This is a genomic window from Pseudomonas sp. 5.2, assembly GCF_059025405.1.
This window is the reverse complement of the sequence record NZ_JBYBHH010000007.1, coordinates 86,167-109,838: the sequence shown is the minus strand read 5'-3', so window position 1 is coordinate 109,838 and position 23,672 is coordinate 86,167. Positions and strand designations below refer to the sequence as shown.

At 64.2% G+C, this 23,672-nt stretch carries 21 protein-coding genes; 14 read left to right on the top strand and 7 right to left on the bottom strand.

What is annotated here, in order from left to right; genetic code table 11:
- Positions 1–132 precede the first annotated feature (132 nt).
- The 4 genes from AC5PZ0_RS12930 (at position 133) to AC5PZ0_RS12915 (ending at position 4,416) form a co-directional block, all read left to right on the top strand.
- The gene (locus tag AC5PZ0_RS12930) at positions 133–960 is read left to right on the top strand and encodes an SDR family NAD(P)-dependent oxidoreductase (RefSeq protein WP_238213644.1); all 828 of its coding nucleotides are present in this window, start codon (positions 133–135) and stop codon (positions 958–960) included.
- Positions 957–2,675, top strand: a complete 1,719-nt coding sequence (locus tag AC5PZ0_RS12925; protein WP_493855129.1) for an FAD-dependent oxidoreductase — start codon at positions 957–959, stop codon at positions 2,673–2,675. The genes AC5PZ0_RS12930 and AC5PZ0_RS12925 overlap by 4 nt, the downstream gene beginning before the upstream one ends.
- A complete protein-coding gene (locus AC5PZ0_RS12920; RefSeq protein WP_493855128.1) occupies positions 2,675–3,004 on the top strand; it encodes an NIPSNAP family protein in 330 nt (109 codons plus the stop codon). Before AC5PZ0_RS12925 ends, AC5PZ0_RS12920 begins: the two co-directional genes overlap by 1 nt.
- A gap of 68 nt (positions 3,005–3,072) precedes the next feature.
- Positions 3,073–4,416 (top strand): MFS transporter, encoded by a 1,344-nt coding sequence (locus AC5PZ0_RS12915; protein ID WP_493855127.1) that lies wholly within the window; start codon positions 3,073–3,075, stop codon positions 4,414–4,416.
- A 35-nt stretch (positions 4,417–4,451) separates the two neighbouring features.
- Here AC5PZ0_RS12915 and AC5PZ0_RS12910 read toward each other — a convergent pair whose 3' ends face one another.
- Positions 4,452–5,363, bottom strand: coding sequence for a LysR family transcriptional regulator (locus AC5PZ0_RS12910; RefSeq protein WP_027593440.1), 912 nt, complete (start codon positions 5,361–5,363; stop codon positions 4,452–4,454).
- Positions 5,364–5,641: 278 nt separating this feature from the next.
- Positions 5,642–6,298 carry an HAD family hydrolase gene (locus AC5PZ0_RS12905; protein ID WP_274888230.1) on the bottom strand — a complete coding sequence of 219 codons (657 nt, stop codon included), beginning with the start codon at positions 6,296–6,298 and terminating at the stop codon, positions 5,642–5,644.
- A gap of 93 nt (positions 6,299–6,391) precedes the next feature.
- Here AC5PZ0_RS12905 and lexA point away from each other — a divergent pair, with 93 nt between their 5' ends.
- The 4 genes from lexA to AC5PZ0_RS12885 are packed head-to-tail and all read left to right on the top strand — an operon-like array spanning position 6,392 to position 12,131.
- Positions 6,392–7,009: a transcriptional repressor LexA gene (gene lexA, locus AC5PZ0_RS12900; protein ID WP_085272942.1), complete on the top strand. Its 618-nt coding sequence runs from the start codon at positions 6,392–6,394 to the stop codon at positions 7,007–7,009.
- Positions 7,009–7,623: a translesion DNA synthesis-associated protein ImuA gene (gene imuA, locus AC5PZ0_RS12895; RefSeq protein ID WP_493855126.1), complete on the top strand. Its 615-nt coding sequence runs from the start codon at positions 7,009–7,011 to the stop codon at positions 7,621–7,623. The genes lexA and imuA overlap by 1 nt, the downstream gene beginning before the upstream one ends.
- A gap of 12 nt (positions 7,624–7,635) precedes the next feature.
- Positions 7,636–9,054, top strand: a complete 1,419-nt coding sequence (locus AC5PZ0_RS12890) for a Y-family DNA polymerase (RefSeq protein ID WP_085272941.1) — start codon at positions 7,636–7,638, stop codon at positions 9,052–9,054.
- Positions 9,051–12,131: an error-prone DNA polymerase gene (locus AC5PZ0_RS12885; protein ID WP_493855125.1), complete on the top strand. Its 3,081-nt coding sequence runs from the start codon at positions 9,051–9,053 to the stop codon at positions 12,129–12,131. Before AC5PZ0_RS12890 ends, AC5PZ0_RS12885 begins: the two co-directional genes overlap by 4 nt.
- A 143-nt stretch (positions 12,132–12,274) precedes the next feature.
- Here AC5PZ0_RS12885 and AC5PZ0_RS12880 read toward each other — a convergent pair whose 3' ends face one another.
- The gene (locus AC5PZ0_RS12880) at positions 12,275–13,096 is read right to left on the bottom strand and encodes an aldo/keto reductase (protein WP_493855124.1); all 822 of its coding nucleotides are present in this window, start codon (positions 13,094–13,096) and stop codon (positions 12,275–12,277) included.
- Positions 13,084–13,989 carry a LysR family transcriptional regulator gene (locus AC5PZ0_RS12875; RefSeq protein WP_027593433.1) on the bottom strand — a complete coding sequence of 302 codons (906 nt, stop codon included), beginning with the start codon at positions 13,987–13,989 and terminating at the stop codon, positions 13,084–13,086. The genes AC5PZ0_RS12880 and AC5PZ0_RS12875 overlap by 13 nt, the downstream gene beginning before the upstream one ends.
- A 139-nt stretch (positions 13,990–14,128) precedes the next feature.
- Between AC5PZ0_RS12875 and AC5PZ0_RS12870 the strand changes: the two genes are divergently transcribed.
- From AC5PZ0_RS12870 to AC5PZ0_RS12850, 5 genes are all read left to right on the top strand, one after another.
- Positions 14,129–14,827, top strand: a complete 699-nt coding sequence (locus tag AC5PZ0_RS12870) for a CoA transferase subunit A (protein WP_027593432.1) — start codon at positions 14,129–14,131, stop codon at positions 14,825–14,827.
- A gap of 35 nt (positions 14,828–14,862) precedes the next feature.
- Positions 14,863–15,519 (top strand): CoA transferase subunit B, encoded by a 657-nt coding sequence (locus tag AC5PZ0_RS12865; protein ID WP_027593431.1) that lies wholly within the window; start codon positions 14,863–14,865, stop codon positions 15,517–15,519.
- A 140-nt stretch (positions 15,520–15,659) separates the two neighbouring features.
- The gene (locus AC5PZ0_RS12860) at positions 15,660–17,111 is read left to right on the top strand and encodes a short-chain fatty acid transporter (RefSeq protein ID WP_493855123.1); all 1,452 of its coding nucleotides are present in this window, start codon (positions 15,660–15,662) and stop codon (positions 17,109–17,111) included.
- Positions 17,112–17,207: 96 nt separating this feature from the next.
- Complete coding sequence (locus AC5PZ0_RS12855) at positions 17,208–17,750, top strand: helix-turn-helix domain-containing protein (protein WP_027593429.1); 543 nt, start codon at positions 17,208–17,210, stop codon at positions 17,748–17,750.
- A 10-nt stretch (positions 17,751–17,760) separates the two neighbouring features.
- Positions 17,761–18,537, top strand: a complete 777-nt coding sequence (locus AC5PZ0_RS12850) for an AraC family ligand binding domain-containing protein (RefSeq protein WP_493855122.1) — start codon at positions 17,761–17,763, stop codon at positions 18,535–18,537.
- Between the two features lie 151 nt (positions 18,538–18,688).
- Here AC5PZ0_RS12850 and AC5PZ0_RS12845 read toward each other — a convergent pair whose 3' ends face one another.
- The gene (locus AC5PZ0_RS12845; RefSeq protein WP_493855121.1) at positions 18,689–19,270 is read right to left on the bottom strand and encodes a LysE family translocator; all 582 of its coding nucleotides are present in this window, start codon (positions 19,268–19,270) and stop codon (positions 18,689–18,691) included.
- 250 nt (positions 19,271–19,520) lie between these two features.
- Here AC5PZ0_RS12845 and AC5PZ0_RS12840 point away from each other — a divergent pair, with 250 nt between their 5' ends.
- Positions 19,521–21,092 carry a TerC family protein gene (locus tag AC5PZ0_RS12840; RefSeq protein WP_027593426.1) on the top strand — a complete coding sequence of 524 codons (1,572 nt, stop codon included), beginning with the start codon at positions 19,521–19,523 and terminating at the stop codon, positions 21,090–21,092.
- Here AC5PZ0_RS12840 and rarD read toward each other — a convergent pair.
- Both rarD and AC5PZ0_RS12830 read right to left on the bottom strand, forming a co-directional pair.
- Positions 21,055–21,942: an EamA family transporter RarD gene (rarD, locus tag AC5PZ0_RS12835; RefSeq protein ID WP_027593425.1), complete on the bottom strand. Its 888-nt coding sequence runs from the start codon at positions 21,940–21,942 to the stop codon at positions 21,055–21,057. The genes AC5PZ0_RS12840 and rarD overlap by 38 nt on opposite strands.
- 33 nt (positions 21,943–21,975) lie before the next feature.
- The gene (locus AC5PZ0_RS12830) at positions 21,976–23,562 is read right to left on the bottom strand and encodes an EAL domain-containing protein (RefSeq protein WP_265969432.1); all 1,587 of its coding nucleotides are present in this window, start codon (positions 23,560–23,562) and stop codon (positions 21,976–21,978) included.
- Positions 23,563–23,672: the final 110 nt, after the last annotated feature.

Genomic DNA, 23,672 nt, shown 5'->3' with positions numbered 1-23,672 from the left:
CGCTGAAAAGGTTCAGGGGCGGTGCAGCAAATTGTCGGGAATGTGGGGCTGGTTGCAGGTTTTGTCCATTCTGCCCGGGTGCCTGTCAGCCCTAGGCTGTTCGCCAGATGAAGCGACACTCTGGAGAGCAGCATGCATAACAACAAGATTAGCGCTCACTGGCTGGGCCTGGATTCAGCCGTTTGTGTAGTGACCGGCGCGGCCGGCGGCATTGGCGCGGCACTGGCTGCCGCGTTGGTCGAACAGCAAGCCCATGTGGTGTTGCTGGACCGCGACCTGGGCAAGTGCCGTGAGCTGGCGGCCAGCTTGGGCGAGCACAGTGTCGGCGAGGTCAGCGCGCTGGGGTGCGACATCGCCGACCCCGACAGCGTAAGCCAGGCCGCCGCACAGGTGCAGGCGCTGCACGGCCGCTGCGATGTACTGATCAACAACGCCAGTGTGCTGCGCCCGGGTTCGCTCGACGTGCTGACCCTGGAGCAATGGAACCAGGTGTTGGCGGTCAACCTCAGCGGCTACCTGCTGTGTTCGCAGGCCTTCGGCAGCTTGATGCTTGCCCGAGGCCAGGGGCGCATCGTGCATGTAGCGTCGATCGCGGCCCATTACCCTCAACCCAACAGTGGTGCCTACAGCGCGGCCAAGGCCGGGGTCAGCATGCTGTCCCGGCAGATTGCCGTGGAATGGGGGCCGCGCGGGGTACGCAGCAACGCGGTGTGCCCGGGGTTGATCCGCACGCCGCTGTCGGCAGCGTTTTACGCGGACCCGCACATCGAACGCCAGCGCAGCGCCATGACCGCCAACCAGCGCATCGGCGAGCCGCAGGACATCGCCGAGGCGGTGCTGTTTCTTGCCAGCCCGCGTGCCGACTACATCAACGGCGCCGAGCTGACGGTCGATGGTGGGCTGGAGAGCATGCCCATGGCGTTGATCCCGCGCCCCGGTTTCGAGGGCGTACGCGCATGAACACACGCACCTGCGATGTACTGGTGGTGGGGGCGGGGGCCGGCGGCCTGGCGACTGCGATCACTGCGAAAAAACACGGCCTGGATGTGGTCGTCATCGAAAAGGACGACTGCTTCGGCGGCACCACGGCGTTCTCCGGTGGGGTGCTGTGGGTGCCGGGCAACCGGCATGGGATGAACGACAGCGATGAGGCGGCGCTGACCTACCTGCGCAACGAAACCGGCGACTGTTTCGACGAAGTGGCGGTCAAGGCGTTTCTGCGTCACGGGCCAGACATGGTCGAGTTCTTCGAGCGCGAGACCGCCGTCAAATTCGTCCCCACGCTGTACCCCGACTATCACCCAAACGTGGAAGGTGGCGTCGATGTCGGGCGCTCGATACTGGCAGCGCCCTACGACATTCGCGGCCTTGGGCCCGACATGGCACGCCTGCGGCCACCGCTCAAGACCATCACCTTCATCGGCATGATGTTCAATTCGTCGAATGCCGACCTCAAGCACTTCTTCAATGCCACCCGCTCGCTGACGTCGTTCGTGTATGTGGCCAAGCGCTTGCTGACCCACCTCAAGGAGTTGGCGCTGTACCGGCGCGGCACCCAGGTGACCAGCGGCAATGCCCTGGCGGCGCGGCTGGTGAAGTCTGCGCTGGACCTGGGCATTCCGATTTTGACCGGGACCCCGGCCAGGCACCTGTTGCGTGAAGGCAATCGGGTCACTGGCGTGTTGGCGAAACAAGGTGACAGCGAACTGCGCATCGAGGCGCGGCGCGGCGTGGTGCTGGCCTGTGGTGGGTTTTCCCATGACGTGCAACGGTTGAAGCAGGCCTACCCGCATGTGCGTCGGGGTGGCGAGCACTTTTCGCCGGTGCCAGCAGGCAACACGGGTGATGGTGCGCGCATGGCTGAAACGATGGGCGCCAAGGTCGATATCCGCCTGCAAGCGGCGGCGGCGTGGATGCCGGTGTCCAAGGTGCCGATGGGGGCAGGGCGATTCGTCGCGTTCCCCCATTTGCTCGACCGTTACAAGCCCGGTGTGATCGGCGTGCTGCGCTCGGGCAGGCGCTTTACCAACGAATCCAATTCCTACCACGACGTGGGTGCGGCCTTGATCGAGGCGTGTGCAGAGCAACCGGAAACCGCCATGTGGCTGGTCTGTGACCGACGCACCCTGGCCAAGTACGGGCTGGGTTTCGCCAAGCCATCGCCGATGCCGCTGGGGCCGCTGTTGCGTAACGGCTACTTGCTCAAGGGCGGCAGCCTCGCCGAGCTGGCGCGCAAGGCCGGGATCGATGCCGCCGGGCTGGAGCAGGCCGTACGTGAGTACAACCTGGGCGCCGTTCAGGGTGAGGACCGCCAGTTTGGGCGAGGTACCACGCGTTTCAATCGCTACCTGGCCGACCCGCAGCACACGCCCAACCCGTGCGTGGCGCCAGTGGCCGAGGGGCCTTACTTTGCCGTGAAGGTGATCATGGGTGACCTGGGCACCTTCGACGGCATCCGCACCAGCGTGGTCGGCGAAGTGCTGGGCGCCGATCAGCAGGCCATCGACGGCCTGTACGCCGTCGGCAACGACCGCGCCAGCATCATGGGCGGCAATTACCCCGGTGCGGGCATCACCCTGGGGCCAATCATGACCTTTGGCTACATCACCGGGCGCCACCTGGCGGGCATCGAACAAGGCCTGGCGACAGCGGGCAACGCGCGGGAGGTTGCATGATGGACAAGCCTGTCGTCGATCACAGGGTCTACACCATCCGCCCACGTGGTATGGCGGCCTTTCTCGAAGCCTTCGACCAGCTGGCGATGCCGATTCTGCTGCGCCATCTCGGTTCGCCGCTGGCGTTCTACACCAGCAGCATCGGCCCGCTCAACCAGGTGGTGCACTTGTGGGGCTATGACAGCCTCGATGACTTCGAAAAACGCAGCGCCGCGCGGGACGCTGACCCGGACTTCGCAACCTACCTGCAGGCCACCCGCGATCTGGTCGTGGCCCAAGAGACCCGGATCATCCGGCCTGTGCGGCTGCCCTGCCTCGTTCACCGGTAATGCTGCCTGGGTCGCATGGCGGCCCACTGCCGATGCACCTTCATAAAAACAACAACAGGTGATACCCCATGAACAACGCCATTGATGTGCGCCAACTGATCGACCAGCAACCCATCGGCCGCTACCAGAAATGGGTAGTCTTCCTGGGCTTTCTGATCATCGCCCTGGATGGGCTGGACGTCGCCCTCATCGGTTTCATCGCACCGCAATTGAAAAGCGATTGGGGCCTGGGCGCACAAAGCCTGGGCCCCGTGTTGAGCGCGGCCCTTATCGGCCTGGCGCTCGGGGCATTGATCGCCGGCCCCTTGGCCGACCGCTATGGGCGCAAGGCGGTCTTGCTGGGCAGTGTCCTGCTGTTTGGTGTGTGGACCTTGGCCTCGGCATTCTCGCCCGACCTCGAGACCCTTGTTGCCCTGCGTTTTCTGACCGGCCTGGGCCTGGGCGCTGCCATGCCCAATGCCAGCACCCTGGTCAGTGAATACGCGCCGGCGCGCAGCCGCTCGCTGCTGATCACCCTGGCCTTCTGTGGTTTCTCACTGGGTGCGGCGGCAGGCGGCTTTGTCAGTGCCTGGATGATCCCCAACCTGGGCTGGCGCAGCGTGCTGGTGCTGGGCGGCGTGCTGCCGCTGCTGACAGTGCCGTTGCTGTGCTGGCGGTTGCCCGAGTCGGTCACCTTCCTGGTCAGCAAGGGTGCTGACAAACGTCGCATCCACGCCATCGTCAGCCGTCTGGCACCGGAGCGTGTCAACGCCGACAGCACCTTCATCGTACCGGCCAGCGCGCCCAGCAGTGGTGGGGCGATTGCGACCATTCTCTCGCCGCGCTACCGCTTTGGCACCTTGATGCTTTGGGCTGGCTACGTGCTGGCGCTGTTTCTGGTTTACCTGTTCAGCGGTTGGTTGCCCACCTTGGTCAAGGAGGGGGGCGGCTTCTCGGTAGCCGAAGCGGCCATCGTCACCGCCTGTTTCCAGATCGGCGGGCCGCTGGGGGCGATCTCGGTGGGCTGGGCCATGGACCGCTGCAACCCGCAACGGGTACTGATGCTGACCTTCTTGTTCAGTGGTGCGGTGATCTTCGCCACTGGCCAGGTGGCTGGGGATTTTGCCTGGCTGTGCGCGATTGCCTGGGCCGTGGGCTTTGGCCTCAATGGCGCAAGTGTGGGCATGAATGCTTTGGCGGCGGCATTCTACCCCACCGAAGCGCGGGCGACCGGTGCCAGCTGGATGAGCGGCATCGGCCGCTTCGGTGCGATTCTCAGTGCGTTTGCCGGCGCCCAGATGCTAGCCATGGGCTGGAGCTTTGCACAGGTGTTCGCGTCGTTGCTGATCCCGGCGGTATTGGCTGCGCTGGCGGTGTTGTTGCAAGGGCGCCATGCCGGTTCAGGCCGGCGCGCCGCCCGGCAAGCGGTGTAAATCTCGCTGGAACATAAACACCTGCAGGCCTTCGTTCAGTTTTCGCGGCTGTACATTCTGCATTCAGCCAGCAACGCCAGCAGGTTCGGCTCTCGTTCCCGCGCCTTCAAAAACACCACGCCAATGTGCTGTTGCAGGCGATAGCGTGGTTGCAGGGCAATCAACTTCACCCGGTTCTCGTAGACCGCAGCGATTCGCCCTGGCAGCAGGGCAAAGCCAACGCCGGAGCTGACCATGCTCAGCAGGGTGAAGATATCGTTCACCTGCATGGCCACCTTCGGCTCGAACCCTGCCTGCTCGAATACCCGCGCACCATCACGGTGGGTGGCAAAGCCTTGGGTCAGGGTGATGAAGGTGGAGTCGGCGAGGTCGGCCAGGTCCACCTCGGCGTGTTCGGCAAAGGGCGAGTCGGTGGGGACGGCAAGGAAGATGTCGTCGGAGAACAGCGGCAATTGCTCGCAGGCGGGGTCGCTGACGCTTTCGTCCAGCGACACCAGGATGGCCTCCAGTTCGTGGTTTTTCAGGCGTTGCAGCAGGTCGACGTTCGAGCCCAGGGTCAGGTCGATGTTGAGCGCGCTGCGGCGCAGTTTCAGGCCCATGACCAGCTTTGGCACGGTCTTTACCGTTAGCGAGTACAGGGCGCCCAAGCGGAAACGTTCGGCATAGAACCCCGCAGCCTCACGGGTCTGGCGGACCATCTGCTCGGCGTCCTGGATCAGCTGGCGGGCTTTTTTCTCCAGCACGTAGGCGCTTTCCAGCGGGATCAGTTGCCGGCCTTCGTGCTTGAACAGGGGGCAACGCAAGGCGCTTTCCAGCGAGTGGATGGCGCGGTGCACGCTGACGGCACTGGTGGACAGCTCGGCGGCGGCGCGGCCGAGGTTGCCACTGCGCATGAAGGCGAGGAAGGTTTCCAGCTTTTTGAGGGTCAGTTCTTCGTCGATGAGCATGGGCGGCCTGATGGGTGGGGCAGCGGTTAAAGGTTAGAGCATCGAGGTGTAGGGGTTGAGTGTTGTGACGCCTGTGAGATCGAGCGCCGCCCGCGCGGCGCTTCGCAGCACAAGGCTGCTCCTACAATTTTTCGGGCCAATTATTCCTGAGGCGGTCGTGCGCAAATATCACAGGCCTCACTGGCCCGAAACAGATGTAGGAGCAGCCTTGTGCTGCGAAGCGCCGCGCGGGCGGCGCTCGATCTCACAGGCGCCATTGATCTCAAGGCATGCACACCTCACCCCATCGATTCAATCAACGCCCACAACCGCGCATCATCAAAGTCCTCGATCACCAGCCCAGCCCCCGCGTCCATCAGGCGTTCGGCAGTCTGTGTAGTCGCAACCCCAACCGTAAAGATCCCCGCACCACTGGCAGCCTTGACCCCGGGCAACGAGTCCTCGAAGGCCAGCGCGTGCCCGGCCTCGGCCCCGAGCCGCTGTAGCCCGGTGAGGTAGGGCAGCGGGTCCGGCTTGGCTCGCTCAAGCTCCTCGGCCACCAACACATGCTCGAAGCGGGCCTCCAGCCCCATGGCCTGCAACATGTGCTCGGCATTGAGCCGGGGGGCGTTGGTCACCACGCACATCCCCAGGCCACAGGCCTGGCCGTGCTCCAGCAAGCGCAACAGGCCGGGCATGGGCGCGAGCGACGGCGCCAGCGAGCGGAACAACGCCTCTTTGCGATCCGCCAGGGCCAGGCATTGCTGCGGGCTGGCATCGGCAAACAACTCGGCGAACAGTTCGCCGTTGGCCCGGCCACTGACCTGTGCATCAAACTGGGCCTGGCTCAGTTCACGGCCGTCATGCTCGCGCAGCAACTGGCGGAAAGCCTGCAGGTGCAGGGTATCGGTGTCGGTGAGGGTTCCGTCGAGGTCGAACAGCAGGGCAGTCAGCATCAGGTATCCAGGTATGAAAAAACACAAGCCCGACGATCATAACCAAAGCGGACGACGAGGGGGGCTGTTCAGTGTGTTGCGAAAAGAGTACAAATGTACTCCATGGACAATCTGACCCCCAAACGCCGCGCCATTCTCGAATTTATTCGTGAGCGCATTGCTGACCACGGCCAGCCACCGAGCCTTGCCGACATCGCCACGCGCTTCGGCTTCGCCTCGCGCAGCGTCGCGCGCAAACACATCACCGCCCTGTGCCAGGCGGGCCATATCGACGTCACGCCGAACCAGGCGCGAGGTATTCGCCTGGCTCAACCGCTGCGCCGCCCGGAAATCCTCGAAGTGCCGGTGCTGGGCCAGGTCGCGGCAGGTGCCCCGATCGGCCCGGACCTCGACATCCACGAGCAGTTGCTGCTCGACCCCAGCCTGTTCCGGCGCACACCCGATTACCTGTTGAAAGTGCGCGGCGACTCGATGGTCGATGACGGCATCTTCGACGGTGACCTGGTCGGCATTCGGCAACAGGGCGAGGCCCGTGACGGGCAGGTCGTGGTCGCCCGCCTGGACGGCGAGGTGACCATCAAACGCTTGCAGCGTCAGCCTGGCGGTTACCGGCTGTTGCCGCGCAACCCGGCCTATGCGCCGATCGATGTGGGCCCTGAGCAGGAATTCTTCATTGAAGGCGTGTTCTGTGGCCTGCTGAGGCGCGACTGATGGGCGCGGTGGTCGATCTCGACAGGCTGCTCGACCAGCGTCAGGTCTGGCGCGGGCGGCAGGTTCAGGCCCGGCCCCTGGGGTTGCAGCCGACAGGGCATGCCGCGCTCGACCAACGCCTGCCCGAGGGCGGCTGGCCGGCCGCGGCGCTCAGCGAACTGTTGCTGGCCAGCCCGGGGTGCGGTGAGCTGCAACTGCTGTGGCCCTCACTGGCGCGCCTGACTGCAGAAGGTGGCCGCGTGGTGCTGGTCGCGCCGCCGTTCATTCCCTATGCCCCGGCCTGGCAGGCAGCCGGGGTGGATCTACGTTGGCTGGCCCAGGTTAGCGCCACGCCTGCCGACGCACTGTGGGCGGCTGAGCAATGCCTGCGCTCAGGCAGTTGCGCCGCCGTGTTGTGCTGGCCAGAGCGCGCCGATGACCGGGCACTGCGGCGCCTGCAGGTGGCCGCCGAGACCGGCCAGGCGCTGGCGTTCGCCTGTCGCCCCCAGCAGGCGGCACACAACCCGTCGCCGGCCGCTCTGCGTATTGCCATCGACACTCGGCCGGCACAGTGGCGTGTGCTCAAGAGCCGGGGCGGCATGCCGCCAGCGCTGCCCATCGCGTTCCCCGGCTGAGGCTGATGCATCATGCTCTGGGCCTGCATTCTGCTGCCACAGCTGGCGCTGGACACCGTTCTGCGCGAGCGTGACGACCCTGAAACGCCCCTGGTAGTGATTGGCGGCCCGACGCAGCGCCGTGTGCTACAGGCGGTCAACCCCGCTGCCGCAGCCCTCGGCCTGCGTGCCGGGCAAACCCTGACCACGGCGCGTGCCTTGGCCGATGGCTTCACCTGCGTAGAGGCCGATGACAAACGCATCGAGCAGTTGCAACAGCTGCTGGCAGCCTGGGCCTATCGCTTCAGCGCCCAGGTGAGCCTGCATTACCCAAGGGCTTTGTTGTTGGAGGTCGGCTCCAGCCTGCAGCTGTTTGGCCCCTGGCCGTTGTTCGAGGCACGCCTGCGCCAGGAGCTCAGCGCGTTGGGCTTGCGGCAGCGCATCGTGCTGGCCAGCAACCCGGTGGCGGCCCGCATGCTCGCCAACGGCCACGATGGCCTGGCGGTAACCTGTGCCGACGCCACCCGCGCCGTGCTGGCACAGATGCCCATCGACCGTGTCGGCTTGCCGCTGGAGGCCGCCGAGGCCTTTGCCCGCATGGGGTTGCGCCAGTTGGGCCAGGTGCTGGCCTTGCCGCGCGACGCCCTGGCCAAGCGCTTTTCTGCGCAGGTCCAGTTGCACCTGGACCAACTGCTCGGCCTGCGCACCCTGGGGCTGGGCTTCTACCAGCCGCCGGACCGCTTCGAGTCGCGCCTGGAGCTGAATTTCGACGTGGAGTCGCACCAGGCGTTGCTGTTCCCGCTGCGCAGAATGCTCAACGACCTCGGCGCGTTCCTGGCTGGGCGCGATTGTGGCGTGCAGCGTTTTTGCCTGCACCTGGAGCATGCCGAAGGGCCGGACACGTTGCTCAAGGTTGGCCTGCTGGCGGCCGAACGTGACCCAGCCATGCTCTTCGAACTGGCAAAAGGGCGCCTGGAGCCGCTGCAAATCCCCGCCCCGGTACGCAACTTGCGCTTGGTCGCCGATGACCTGCCACCCTTCGTGCCCCAGCACCAGGCGCTGTTCGACCCCCGCGCCCAGCAGGCGCAGCCCTGGGAGCAGTTGCGTGAACGCTTGCGCGCACGGTTGGGCGACGAGGCCGTCAAGGGGCTGAGCGCCGAGGCCGATCACCGCCCCGAATGTGCCTGGCAAGCGGCGGAGCAGGGCGCACAAGGGAGCCTGCCGGTGTTGCCGGGTAGCCGCCCCGGCTGGCTGTTGCCGGCGCCCGTGGCGCTGGAGGCAGCCGGCCACCGTGTGCTGGGGCATGCCGAGCGCATCGAGTCGGGCTGGTGGGACGGGGGCGACGTGCGCCGTGACTACTACCGCATCGAAACCCGCGACGGCCTGCGCGGCTGGGCCTACCGCGACCTCAGCCAGCCAGGCCCTTTGTGGTTGCAAGGCTGGTTTGCATGAGCCGGTTCGGGTATGCCGAATTGCACTGCCTGTCGAACTTCAGCTTCCAGCGGGGTGCGTCGAGTGCCGATGAGTTGTTCAAGCGTGCGCGCGAGCAGGGTTATGACGCCCTGGCGATCACCGATGAGTGCACCTTGGCCGGTATCGTCCGCGCCTGGCAGGCCGCCAAGGCGCACCAGCTGCGGCTGATTATCGGCAGCGAAGTCCGCCTGCAGGATGGCCCGAAACTGGTGCTGCTGGCGGAAAACCTCACCGGCTACCAGAGCCTGTGCGCGCTGATTACCCGTGCGCGACGGCGGGCGGAAAAGGGCGCCTATCAACTGTTCAGCGAGGACCTGCGCGAGCATCATCAAGGCTTGCTGGCGCTGTGGGTTGCCGAGGATGCCGACGACCCTGAACCCGGTGAGGGTTTGCGCACGCTGTTCGCCGAGCGGCTGTGGCTGGCCGTGCACCTGCACCGTGGCAGTGATGACGAGGTGCGGCTTGGCAAACTGCGCCAGTTGGCGGGGAAGGTCGGTATCCGCGCAGTGGCCTGCGGTGACGTGCACATGCATGCACGCGGTCGCCGTGCCCTGCAGGATTGCATGACCGCCATCCGCCAGCATTGCCAGGTGGCCGAAGCGGGTCGCTACCTGTACGCCAATGGCGAGCGTCACCTGCGCAGCCCTGAGCAGTTGCAGGAACTGTACCCGGCCGACCTACTGGCCGAGACCCTGGTCATCGCCGAGCGCTGCCGTTTCGACTTGAGCGAGCTGAAGTACCAGTACCCGCGTGAATTGGTGCCAGACAGCCACACCCCGGCGAGCTGGCTGCGCGAGCTGTGCGAGCGCGGCTTGCCGATGCGCTGGCCGGGGGGGCCGAGCGACAAGGTGCGCGAGGTGCTGGCAAAGGAGCTGGCGCTGATCGAGGAACTGGCCTACGAAAGCTATTTTTTGACCGTGCACGATATCGTCGCCTTTGCCCGCAGCCAGCATATCCTCTGCCAGGGCCGAGGCTCGGCCGCCAACTCGGTGGTGTGTTTCGTGCTGGGGATCACCGAACTCGACCCCATGGAGCACCGTTTGCTGTTCGAGCGCTTTCTGTCACGCGAACGCAATGAGCCGCCGGACATCGACGTGGACTTCGAGCACGACCGCCGCGAAGAGGTGATCCAGTATGTGTTCCGGCGCTATGGCCGGCACCGGGCCGCACTCACCGCCGTGGTCAACACCTACCATGCTGCCGGTGCGGTGCGTGATGTGGCGCGGGTACTGGGGCTGCCGGCCGACCAGGTGGATGCGCTGGCCAAGTGCTGTGGCCGCTGGAGTGATCGCATCCCCGATGCGCAACGCCTGGCCGAGGCCGGTTTCGAGGCCAGCAGCCCGTCGCTGCGGCGGGTGCTGGTTCTGGCCGGTGAGCTGATCGGTTTTCCCCGGCACCTGTCGCAACACCCAGGCGGGTTCGTCATCTCGCAGCAGCCGCTGGATCAACTGGTGCCAGTGGAAAACGCCGCCATGCAAGACCGCACCGTGATCCAGTGGGACAAGGACGACCTGGACATGGTCGGTTTGCTCAAGGTCGATGTGCTGGCGCTGGGCATGCTCAGTGCCTTGCGCCGTTGCTTCGACCTGCTGCAGCGCCACCGGGGCCGGCAATTGACGCTGGCAAGCATCCCGGGGGAGGACCCGGCCACCTATGCGATGATCAGCCGAGCCGAAACCATGGGCGTGTTCCAGATCGAATCTCGGGCGCAGATGGCCATGTTGCCACGGCTCAAGCCCGTCACGTTCTACGATCTGGTCATCGAGGTGGCCATCGTGCGCCCCGGGCCGATTCAGGGTGACATGGTCCACCCGTATTTGCGCCGGCGCCTGAAGCAGGAGCCCGTGACATACCCCTCGCCTAAATTGCAGGAAGTGTTCGAGCGCACCCTGGGTGTGCCGTTGTTTCAGGAACAGGTGATGGAGCTGGCGATGGTGGCTGCCGACTACAGCCCGGGCGAGGCCGACCAGCTACGCCGCAGCATGGCGGCCTGGAAGCGCCATGGCGGGCTGGAGCCGCACCGCGAACGGCTGATTCAAGGCATGTTGCGCAATGGTTACGAACGGTCGTTTGCCGAGCGCATCTTCGAGCAGATCAAGGGGTTTGGCAGCTATGGCTTCCCCGAGTCCCACGCGGCCAGTTTCGCCTTGCTGTGTTACGCGAGCAGTTGGCTCAAATGCCATGAGCCGGCCATTTTCACCTGCGCGCTGGTCAACAGTTGGCCGATGGGCTTTTACAGCCCCGACCAGCTGCTGCAGGACGCCCGTCGCCAAGGCGTCGAGGTGCGGCCGGTGGATGTGTTTCACAGCGAATGGGATTGCACGCTTGAACCGGTGGGTGAACAGGCGCTGGCCATACGCTTAGGGCTGCGGCAGGTCCGTGGTTTTGCCGAAGCTGACGCCCGGCGTCTGGAGCAGGCGAGGGCGCAACGGCCTTGGCGCGATGTTGAAGACTTGTGCCTGCGTGCAGGGCTCGACCACCGCGCCCGTGCCCGCCTGGCTGACGCCGGGGCCCTGAGGGCTTTGGCACGTGACCGTCATCAGGCGCGTTGGCAGGTAGCGGCGGTGCAGCCACAGTTGCCCTTGTTCGCCGAGGTCGAAGCGTTGCCTGAGGCCGTGGTAGCGCTGCCTGCACCGACTGTCGGCGAGGACCTGGTTGCCGACTACCAGACCCTGGGCACCACGCTTGGGCCCCACCCCTTGCGGCTACTACGCCCTCGTTTGCGAGCGTTGGGTTGCCGCAGTTCGCACGAGCTGTCAGCTGTCGAGCATGGCGACAACATTGCCGTGGCCGGGCTGGTGGTAGGCAGGCAACGCCCACAGACGGCCAGTGGGGTGACGTTCGTGACGCTGGAGGATGAGTACGGCATGGTCAACGTGGTGGTCTGGCGTGACTTGGCCGAGCGGCAGAGGCGGGCGTTGGTGGGGGCGCAATTGCTCAAGGTGAGCGGGCGGCTGGAGCAGGAGAACGGGGTGCGTCACCTGATTGCGCGGCGGCTGGAGGATATCAGCCCCTTGCTGCAGGGGCTGGATGTGCGCAGCCGCGATTTTCATTAGCCTGCCAGCGTTGCCTGTTGCGTTGACTGTTGTAGGAGCAGCCTTGCGCTGCGAAGAGGCCGGTGACAACTCAGCAGATCTTCTCTGGTATCGCCGGCCTCTTCGCAGCGCAAGGCTGCTCCTACAAGGGTCAGGCAAAGGCTTCAGACCATCGCCAAGCGTTGCTTGCGGGTCGGTGCTGGGAATGCCCGGTCAATCGCTCGCAGGTCTTCGCTGCTCAGGGTCAGCAAGCCGGCCGCCGCATTCAGTTGCACATGCTCTGGGTCTACCGCCTTGGGAATGGCAATCACCCCCTCATCACGGGTCACCCAGGCCAGGCTGACCTGGGCCGGTGTCGCACCGTGGCGCTCGGCGATCTCGGCCAGCACAGGGTGCTGCAACAACTGCCCGGCCTGGGCCAATGGGCAATACGCCATGGTCGGCAAGGCGCGCTTCTGGCTCCACGGCAGCAGGTCGAATTCGATGCCGCGTTGCACCGGGTTGTACAGCACTTGGTTAGTGGCGCAATCGGGGTTGTGCAGTTCGCGCAAGTCATCGACATCGAAATTGGACACCCCCCAACGCTTGATCTTGCCTTGTTCGCGCAAACGCTCGAACGCTTCGACGGTTTCCTCCAAGGGATGCTGGCCACGCCAGTGCAGCAGGTACAGGTCGATGCAGTCAGTGCCCAGGCGTTTGAGGCTACGCTCGCAGGCGGCAGGCACGCCGCGCTGGCTGGCATTGTGCGGGTAGACCTTGCTGACCAGAAACACCTGGTCGCGGCGCCCGGCGATGGCGTGGCCAACTACCTGCTCTGCGCCGCCCTCGGCATACATTTCAGCCGTATCGATCAGGCTCAGGCCCAGCTCGATACCTTGTTGCAGGGCCGACACCTCAGCGGCCCGGCGGCCAGGGTCTTCACCCATGTACCACGTGCCCTGGCCAATGGCCGGCACCTTCGAACCTGCCAGTTTCACGTATCGCATGTCACCTCCGGGATCTGGGTATGGGAAAGCAATACCTCGAGCAGCGCTTGCGCTGCGGTGGACAGTTTGTGCTCACTGAGCGCGATGACCCCCATGCGCCGCTCCACGGCGGGCTCGACCAGCGGCACGCAGCGGGCACCGAGCTCCTGCATCTGGTTGATGCACAGCGCCGGCACCGCGCTGACGCCCAGGCCGCTGGCAACCATGCGGCCAACGGTCGACAGTTGATGGCTCTCGAATGCCACCGCCAGCTTGCCATGGCTGGCCGCGACGTTCTGTTCCATCAACAGGCGGACCGCCGACGGGCGCTGCAAGGCGATGAAGTCTTCGGCCAGCAGTTGCGTCCAACTGACCTGGGGCAGCCCGGCCAGGGGCGAGTCGGCGGGCACCACGGCGACGAAACGGTCCATGTACAGGGGGTAGAAGTCCAGGCCATCGGTGTTGTCCGGTTCGAAGCCGATGCCCAATTCGACGCGACGGTGGCGCACCAGTTCCTGTACCTGCTCGTTGATCACGTCATGCACGGTGACGTTGACTTTCGGGTAGCGCTGGCGAAACACCTTGAGCGCGTGCGGCAGCAGGTTACCGGCGAAGGCCGGTATGGCCGCCACCGAAACCCGCCCCAGTTGCAGGGTGAAACGCTGGCGCAGCATTTCTTCGGTGTCGTCCCAGTCGGCCAGCAGGCGCCGGGCCAGCGGCAGCAGCACCTCACCTTCGGCAGTCAGGCTGACACTGCGGGTGGTCCGGCTGAGCAGGGCGCCGCCGAGGTTTTCCTCAAGCGCCTTGATGGTCAGGCTCAACGCCGGTTGCGATACATGCAGGTGTTCACCGGCCTGGGCGAAGCTCTGGTACTTGGCCACGGCGACGAAGGCGCGGAGTTGCTTGACGTTCATGACGGCCCTGATCGTTGTTTTGAAAAAGTTATCAATCGATGATGAAAACAAAATTAACAAATCAGTCGACTAAGGTGAAGATGGGGCACACGCTCACCGACAGCCTCGTCGGTTCAACAACTACAAAAGGCGGATCAACATGGCCGGACTGGACAAGCGCGTAGCAACGTATGAAGAGGCCCTCGACGGCCTGACCGACAACATGACGGTATTGGCCGGTGGTTTTGGCCTGTGTGGCATCCCGGAAAACCTTATCAACGAGATCAAGCGCCGTGGCGTCAAGGGCCTGACCGTGGTGTCGAACAACTGCGGTGTCGACGGTTTCGGCCTCGGCGTATTGCTGCAAGACCGGCAGATCCGCAAGATGATCGCCTCCTATGTCGGCGAAAACGCCGAATTCGAACGCCAACTGCTCAGTGGTGAGCTGGAAGTCGAACTGACCCCGCAAGGCACCCTCGCCGAGAAAATGCGCGCCGGTGGCGCTGGCATCCCGGCGTTCTACACCGCCACTGGCTACGGCACCCCGGTCGCCGATGGCAAAGAGGTGCGTGAATTCAAGGGCCGCCACTACATTCTCGAAGAGTCCATCACCGGCGACTTCGCCATCGTCAAGGGCTGGAAGGCCGACCACTACGGCAACGTGGTGTACCGCAACACCGCGCAAAACTTCAACCCGCTGGCGGCCACGGCCGGCAAGATCACCGTGGTCGAAGTGGAAGAGATCGTCGAACCAGGCGTGCTGCTGCCCAGCGAGATCCACACCCCGGGTATTTTCGTTGACCGCGTGATTGTCGGCACCTTCGAAAAGCGTATCGAAAAGCGCACCGTCAAGGCCTGAGCGCCATCCTTCAGAACAACAAAGAGATCCTGACCATGGCACTGACCCGCGAACAGATGGCGCAACGCGTCGCCCGTGAACTGAAGGACGGCTACTACGTCAACCTCGGCATCGGTATCCCGACCTTGGTGGCCAACTACGTACCCGCTGATATGGATGTGATGTTGCAGTCGGAAAACGGCTTGCTCGGCATGGGCGAATTCCCTACCGAGAGCACGATCGATGCCGACATGATCAACGCCGGCAAGCAGACCGTCACCGCCCGCCGTGGCGCGTCGATCTTCGATTCGGCGCAATCGTTCGCCATGATCCGCGGTGGCCACGTCGACCTCACCGTGCTCGGCGCCTTCGAAGTGGATGTGCAAGGCAACATCGCGTCGTGGATGATCCCCGGCAAGCTGGTCAAGGGCATGGGCGGCGCCATGGACCTGGTGGCCGGTGCCGACAACATCATCGTGACCATGACCCACGCGTCCAAGGACGGCGAGTCCAAGCTGCTGCCGCGCTGCAGCCTGCCGCTGACCGGTGCCGGTTGCATCCGCAAGGTGCTGACCGACCTGGCCTACCTGGAAATCGACAATGGCGCCTTCATCCTGCGCGAGACAGCGCCGGGGGTGAGCGTTGAAGAAATCATCGAGAAGACCGCCGGCAAGCTAATCGTGCCGGATGATGTGAAAGAAATGACCTTCTAACCCGCAAACGGGTCATTCAACCTGTAGGAGCAGCCTTGTGCTGCGAAGAGGCCAGTGACAACACAGTGATTCTTCGCTGCTGCCACTGGCCTCTTCGCAGCACAAGGCTGCGCCTACAGGTTTTTTGCGTTGCTGTAGAAATGTCCGATAAAACCAATAAAAGGAAGTTGATCGTGGCCGCTGAAATCCAAGACAGCCGCTCCGCCCGCTTTGCCCTGCGCTGCTCCAACTGGGCCGAACGCTGGTTCCCTGATTCCTGGGTATTCGCTGCCCTGGCCGTCGTACTGGTGTGCGTGGGGGCCCTGGCCATGGGCGCCAAACCGACCGACACCGCCAAGGCCTTTGGTGATGGCTTCTGGAGCCTGATCCCGTTCACCATGCAGATGGCATTCGTGGTCATCGGCGGCTACGTGGTGGCCAGTTCACCGCCTGCCGCGCGGCTGATCAACCGTTTGGCACGCATTCCCAAGAACGGCCGCTCGGCCGTGTGCTGGGTGGCGCTGATCTCGATGCTGGCCTCGTTGCTCAACTGGGGCCTGTCGCTGGTGTTCGGTGGCTTGCTGGTGCGCGCCCTGGCTCGGCGCAGCGACCTGAACATGGACTACCGTGCAGCCGGTGCTGCGGCATACCTGGGCCTTGGCGCGGTATGGGCATTGGGCCTGTCGTCTTCGGCGGCGCAATTGCAGGCCAACCCGGCCAGTTTGCCACCGTCGATTCTGTCGATCACCGGGGTGATTCCGTTCACCGAGACCATCTTCCTCTGGCAGTCCGGCGTCCTGCTGGCGGCGTTGGTGATCGTGTCGCTGGTGGTGGCCTATGCCACCGCGCCAGGCCCTAACAGTGCCCGTACCGCGCAACAATGCGGTGTCGACCCAAGCTTCACCGCGCCGCCACCGGCCCAGCGCAGCCGGCCCGGTGAGTGGCTGGAGTACAGCCCCATCCTGACCTTGCTGCTGGTGGCCCTGGCCGGTGGCTGGCTGTATCAGGAGTTCGCCACCAAGCCCGCCATCACGGCCATCTCTGGGCTGAACACCTACAACTTCCTGTTCATCATGCTGGGTGCCTTGTTGCACTGGCGCCCGCGCAGCTTTCTCGATGCTGTGGCCCGCGCGGTGCCGACCACCACCGGGGTGCTGATCCAGTTCCCGCTGTATGGCTCGATTGCGGCGGTCCTTACCCAGGTCAAAGGGGTGGACGAACAGACGCTGGCCCATCACATCTCCACCTTCTTCGTGCAGATCGCCTCCCACGACACCTACGCGGTGCTGATGGGGGTGTACTCGGCTGTGCTCGGCTTCTTCATCCCTTCGGGCGGTGGCAAGTGGATCATCGAGGCGCCCTACGTGATGCTGGTGGCCAATGACCTGCAATACCACCTGGGCTGGGCGGTGCAGATCTACAACGCCGCCGAGGCGCTGCCGAACCTGATCAACCCGTTTTACATGCTGCCGTTGTTGGGGGTACTGGGCCTCAAGGCGCGCGACCTGATCGGCTTCTCGTTCGTGCAGTTGCTGGTGCATGCGCCCCTGGTGCTGGTGCTGCTGTGGGCACTGGGCACAACCTTGCAGTACGTGCCGCCCGTGATGCCGTGAGAATTTGCCCGGTCAAGGCCAGCATTTCGCGCGCACTCCACGTATCATCGGTGTGCGCGAGCCTTGCATCTGCCTTCGCCTGGGAAACTGCTTCACATGTCGATCCGATTGAAACTGCTGAGAAAGAAACTGGGTATCACCCTGGAAGTGCTGGCCGACAAGACCGGCATGACCAAAAGCTACCTGTCCAAGGTCGAGCGCGGCTTGAACACGCCGTCGATCGCTGCCGCGCTGAAACTGGCGCGGGCGCTGAACGTCAATGTCGAAGAGCTGTTCGCTGAAGAACACACCGCGCAGAGCCGTTACAGCCTGGTGCGCCACGCTGAACGCCAGGCGCTGGTGGGCGACGGCGAAGGGCCGGGCTATGCGGCGCTGACCAGCCAGGTAGGGCAGCGCAGCCTGCTGCCGTTTCTGATTCAGCCGCCCACCGAGTTCAGTGACCCGACGTTCAAGGAGCACCAGGGCGAGGAGTTTCTGTTCGTCCATGCCGGGCAGGTTGAGGTCGATTTCGTGAATGAACGGGTGCTGCTGGAGCAGGGCGACGCCTTGCATTTCAACGCCCAGACACCTCACCGCTTGCGTTCAGTCGGGCCGCGCCCAGCGCAGTTGCTGGTGGTGGTACACGACAACGGCGAATGAGGGCAGGGCGATGATCGAGGTGTCGCGGTTTTGGCGCGATCCAGCATTGCCCTTCGTCGAGGCTCGGCGGGTCGGGGACGGGCGCCAAGTGTGTTATGCCGCCCATTCCCATGAGAGCTTTTCCATCGGGGCCATCACCGGTGGGCGCAGCACCTACCTGAGCGGTAGCACCCGGATCGAAGTCAGCGCGGGCACCACGGTGTTGATGAACCCAGGGGTGGTGCACACCTGTAACCCCATCGAGGGCGAGGCCTGGTCCTACCTGATGCTGTTCGTTGACGTAGCGTGGTTGCAGAGGCTTAGGTTCCAGTTGCCGGCGCAGGTTGTCAGTACCTCGCCGGCCCTCTACAGCGCCTTGCTGCAGGTGTTTGCCGACCTGTTCGACGAAAACCTGGGTGATCGCGAAGCGCGGCTTGCGGCGTTCTTCCAGAGGCTGTCGAGCGTGCTGGGTGGCGAGCCTGGGGCACCCAAGCCGGATCATCCTCGGCTGGAAGCCGCCGCGGCCTTCATCCGCGCACACCGTACCGACCCGCTAGACCTTGAAGACATCTGCCAAGCCTGCGGCTTGTCCCGCGCCTACCTGATCCGCGCATTTCGCCAGCGTTTTGGGCTAACGCCCCACGATTACCTGCTTGACCAGCGTGTGCAGTGCGCGCGCGCGCAACTGCGCCAGGGCAGCTCGATTGCCGACGCAGCCCTGGCAGCGGGCTTCGCCGACCAGGCGCACCTGCAGCGTGCCTTCAAGCGCCATTTGGCTGCGACGCCGGGGCATTATCGCAAGCGATAACTTAGGGCTGCTGGGCAGCCCATCGCCGGCAAGCCAGCTCCCACAGGTGTGAGTGAATCTCAAGAAATGCGCTACCTCTGTAGGAGCTGGCTTGCCGGCGATGGGTCGCGCAGCGGCCCCTTTGGCCCTGACTGACAGGCTTGAACCCGCATCACCTGACCAGGTAAACCGCGCTTCCCACCAGCAATAAGGCCAGCCCCCGGTTCAACAAACGCATGCGCCCCGGGTTGCCCAGGCATTGGCGAATCACACTGCCAGCCCATGCCCAACTGGCCACCGAGGCGAAACAGATCGGCCCATAGATCCAGGTGAACACCCACAACAGTTGCTGGTCGCCCCCGGTGTAGGCGCCGACACCTGCCACCGCCGCCAACCATGCCTTGGGGTTGAGCCACTGCATGGCCGCGCCCTGCCAGGCAGACGGGGCGCGCTGTGCATGATCGCTGCCCAAGCGGCCATCGTCGCGGGCCAGCTTCCACGCCATGTACAGCAAAAACGCGACACCTCCCCAGTGCAGCAGCAAACCCAAAAGCGGCCAGCGCAACAGCAGTTCATGCAGGCCCAGCCCAACCAGTACCAGCAACAGGCAGAACCCCAGCGTGGCCCCGGCCACGTGGGCCAGGCTTGCGCGCAAGCCATGCCGGGCACCGCTGCCCAGCGCGACAATGTTGACTGGGCCAGGAGAAATCGAGGCGGCCAGCGCAAAGGCGGCCATGGACAAAGACAGGCTCATGGGGGTAATCCAAGTGGTGGAAGTTGAGGCTATTCTTCAGGCGCAGGGCGTCAGGTGTATTGAATGAAAATCCCCTGTTACAGGTTTTGTAATAGTTTCTCACTGTCAGAAAAACTGGCTGTGATTGTAGGATCTCTTACCCAATTTCTATTCAGGTACCTATGAGCACCTTCGCGGAACCCCCCTGTCCTTGGCCTTCTCGGCCGCCTTTCACCTGTCCTTGTGACGCTTCCCTCGTGAGTACCCGCTAATGGAATGGCTAGCCGACCCCACGGCCTGGCTAGGCCTTTTGACGCTTATCGTCCTCGAGCTGGTGCTGGGTATCGACAACCTCGTGTTCATCGCCATCCTGGCCGACAAACTGCCGCCGCATCAGCGTGACCGTGCGCGGATCATCGGTTTGAGCCTGGCGCTGATCATGCGCCTGGGCCTGTTGGCGAGTATCTCGTGGATGGTGACGCTGACCGCGCCGCTGTTCGAGGTATTCGGCAAGAGCTTCTCGGGCCGTGACCTGATCATGCTATTCGGCGGTGTGTTCCTGCTGTTCAAGGCCACCATGGAGCTGCACGAACGGCTTGAAGGGCATGTCACCCAGGCCAGCGGTGCGGTACGCCACGCGGCGTTCTGGCCGATCGTCGCGCAGATCGTGGTGCTCGATGCGGTGTTCTCGCTGGACGCTGTGATCACGGCCGTGGGCATGGTCGAGCAGTTGTCGATCATGATGATCGCGGTGATCTTCTCGATCGGCATCATGATTGTCGCCAGCAAGCCGCTGACCCGCTTCGTCAACGCCCACCCGACGGTGATCATGCTGTGCCTGGGCTTCCTGATGATGATCGGTTTCAGCCTGACCGCCGAAGGCCTGGGCTTCCATATCCCGAAAGGCTACCTGTATGCGGCCATCGGCTTCTCTATCCTTATCGAGGTGTTCAACCAGCTGGCCCGTGCGCGCCGCAAGCGTAGCCTGCAGCAGCACAAGCCACTGCGTGAGCGCACGGCCCATGCGGTACTGCGTCTGCTGGGCGGCCGTCGGGTCGAGGCTGACGAGGTAGGGGAAGAAATCGCCGACCTGGTCGAGGGCGGTGGCGAAGAGGTGCTGTTCGACCGCCGTGAGCGGGTGATGATCAGCGGTGTGCTGAACCTTGCCGAGCGGCCGATCCGCACGGTGATGACCGCGCGCACCGAGGTCGATGTGATTGACCTGGCGCTGCCGGCCGCAGCCATTACCGAAGCCTTGGCCAATTCGCCGTACTCGCGCCTGCCGCTGATCCGCGACGGCCGCATTGATGAACCACTGGGCTTCGTGCACAAGAAGGAGCTGCTCAAGGAACTGCTGTCAGGCAGCCAGCCAGACCTGGAGCGCATGGCCCGGGCGCCGTTGAACCTGCTGGAAAGCTTCAGCATCCTCAACGCCCTTGAGCAGATGCGCGGTCAATCGACCCATATTGCCTTCGTGGTCAACGAATTCGGTGACTTCACCGGCCTGTTGACCATGACCGATATCCTCGAGTCTATCGCCGGTGAACTGCCGGATGCGAGTGAGGTAGAAGGGCCGGGTATCGTCGAAGAAGGGGATGGCTTTGTCGTCAGCGGCGCCCTCAACCTCAGCCAGGTGCAGGCGCGTACCGGTTTCAGCGCGCGTGCCACCGAGGACTACCAGACCCTCGCGGGCCTGGTTATGAGCTTGCTGGACCGCCTGCCGATGGTGGGGGATCGCCTGGCCTGGAATGGCTGGACGCTGACCGTGGAGGCGGTTGAGGAGCGGCGCGTGCGCCAGGTGCGGCTTATACCGAGCGGCGACGCTGACGCAGCAGGTGCTTGAAGCCTTCGAGCACCAGCACCAGCACTGCGGCCCAGATCGGCAGGTAGGTTAGCCACTGATCTGGGCCGATGCTCTCACCCAGCAGCAGGGCCACGCCCACCAGCAATACCGGCTCGACGTAGCTGAGCAGGCCAAACAGGCTGAACGGCAACAGGCGGCTGGCCAACACGTAGGCGATCAGGGCCGAGGCGCTGATCGCCCCCAGCACCGGGATCAAGGCGTAAAGGCCGGGGTGCGCCTGCAGGTCCGCAGGTGACAACGGCCCCTGGATCACGAAGTACAGGGCCCACGGCAACAGCAGGCACATGTCGCACCACAAACCGCCCAGGTGGTCGGTGCGGCAGCGTCGGCGCAGCACGAAGTAGATCGGGTAACCGATCATCACCACCAGGGTTTCCCAGGCGAAGCTGCCATGTTGGTACAGCTCGTGCCCGACACCCAGCGCAGCGCAGCACACGGCGATTTTCTGCAAGTGCGACAGGCGCTCGCCGTAGACCAGGCGCCCGGTCAAGACCATGGTCAGTGGCAGCAGGAAGTAGCCCATCGACACCTCCAGGCTACGCCCGTGCAACGGCGCCCAGAGGAACAGCCACAGTTGCACCCCCATCAGCCAGGACGTACCGACCATCCCCAGCAGCAGCACCGGGGTACGCCGTACCCGCCCCAGCAGCTCACCAACACGCTGCCAGTCCTTGGAAACCAGCATGAACAGCGTCAGGCAAGGCAGCGTCAGCAGCGTACGCCAGCCAAAGATTTCCTCACCATCGAGCGGCGTGAGCAGGGAGGTATAGAAGTACATCACGGCGAACAAGCACGACGCCATGACTGATGAAAGGATGCCTTTTGACACGAATGCCTCGAATGGGAGAGTTGGGCGGCTGGATCAGCCGCGCATGATCTCAGGGGGCGCGTCCTGCGGCAACCGCGAGACGCCTTGGCGAGCGGCCAGCGCTTCGAGGAACGCCTCAGCCGGCATGGGCTTGGCGAACAGGTAGCCTTGCTGGAAGTCGACGTTATGCCGGGCCAGGTAGTCGCGCTGGGTCTCGGTTTCGACGCCTTCGGCGACGATGCCCAGGCCCAGCTTGCCCGACAGCTCGATAATGGTGTCGAGGATGTGCAACGACAATGCGTCACCCCCGACCATGGCAACGAAGCTTTGGTCGATTTTCAGGTAATCGACCTTGAACTGGCGCAGGTAATTGAGGCTGGACTGGCCCGTGCCGAAATCGTCCAACGCAATCATCACGCCCATTTCATGCAGCTTCTCGAACAGGTCCAGGGTCACCGGCGTGGCTTCGATCAGCTTGCGCTCGGTCAGTTCCAGGGTCAGCGCCACACGGCCTGGCGGGAAGTGCTGAAGAAAGGTCCGGCAATCGTCGAGCAGGCTCAGGTCGCGGCAATGGTCAGCGGTGATGTTGATGCCAATGTGGAAGCCATCCTCCAGCAGCGCGGCATACGGTGCCAGGCTCTGCGCAGTGTGCAGCATCAATGCGCGGGTCATGGCGACGATCTGGCCGCTGTGCTCGGCGTAGGGGATGAACAGGTCGGGGCGCACCAGGCCTTCGCGGGGGTGGTTCCAGCGCATCAGCACTTCGGCACCGGCCCACTGGTAATCACCCTTGCGTACCACCGGCTGGAAGTACGGCAGAAACTCGTCGGCCTCCAGGGCGCGCTGCAGTTCGGCACGCGGCGAAGTGGCGCGGCGGACCTGCCAGTGGCACACCGCCCCGGCCACCGCACCGAGTATCAGCAGCAGGCTGAGCAAGGCGGGGTAGTGGCTGAGCAGCAGTTGGCCTTGCTTGTCGGCGCCATAGCCGCCGTACACGCTGAACGGGTAGCGGGTCGAGCTCAACGTCACCGCGGCAGTCGCTGCCGTGGGCGGTGAGCCTTCGTGAACAGCACCGTCCTTGCCCATCCAATCGTTACCGACGCGGATCTGCAGCGTTTCGTCCGGGCCGATCAGGCGCAGTGCCGTGAGCAAGTGGTCGCCATCGACGGTAGTGATCGCGCCGCGGTCGCCGTCGCTGGCCCGATACACCAGCAGCGCGTGGCCCGGCGTTACTGAGTTGCCATTCATCAACCACAGCGTGCCGTTGGCGTAGTCGCCAGCGTCGACGGCCTCATCAAACTCACCGAACAGCGAGGAGCAATACAGCGTGTTGTGCTGGAACAGGTTGGTGGAGCGCACAAAGGCGTTACGCGTGACCTGGCCGCGCAGGGCCAGTTGCACCTGCGCGCACGGGTCGCCTGCCAACGGCAGCAGCGCTTGTGCCGTACTGGACGCCGTGTCGAGAATACGCTCGACATGGTCAATCACCTGAGCGGCAGTAGCATGGCTGTTGGCATGCAGTTCACGGTCGATCTGCCAGTTCATCACCCCCAGGCCGCAGGCCACCGGGAGCACGCCGATCGCCCAAGGCAGCAGGGTGCGCCAACTCCAGCCGGCGCGGCGTTTACGGGTGAGGGGCATACTGGCCTAATCTGTTGAAGAGAACGTGCAGAGGATAGCCGTTTGTCGGGGGCGCGGGCGAACTAAAGCGCGACAAACCGATTTACGCACTGTAGAATCCAGTTACGAAT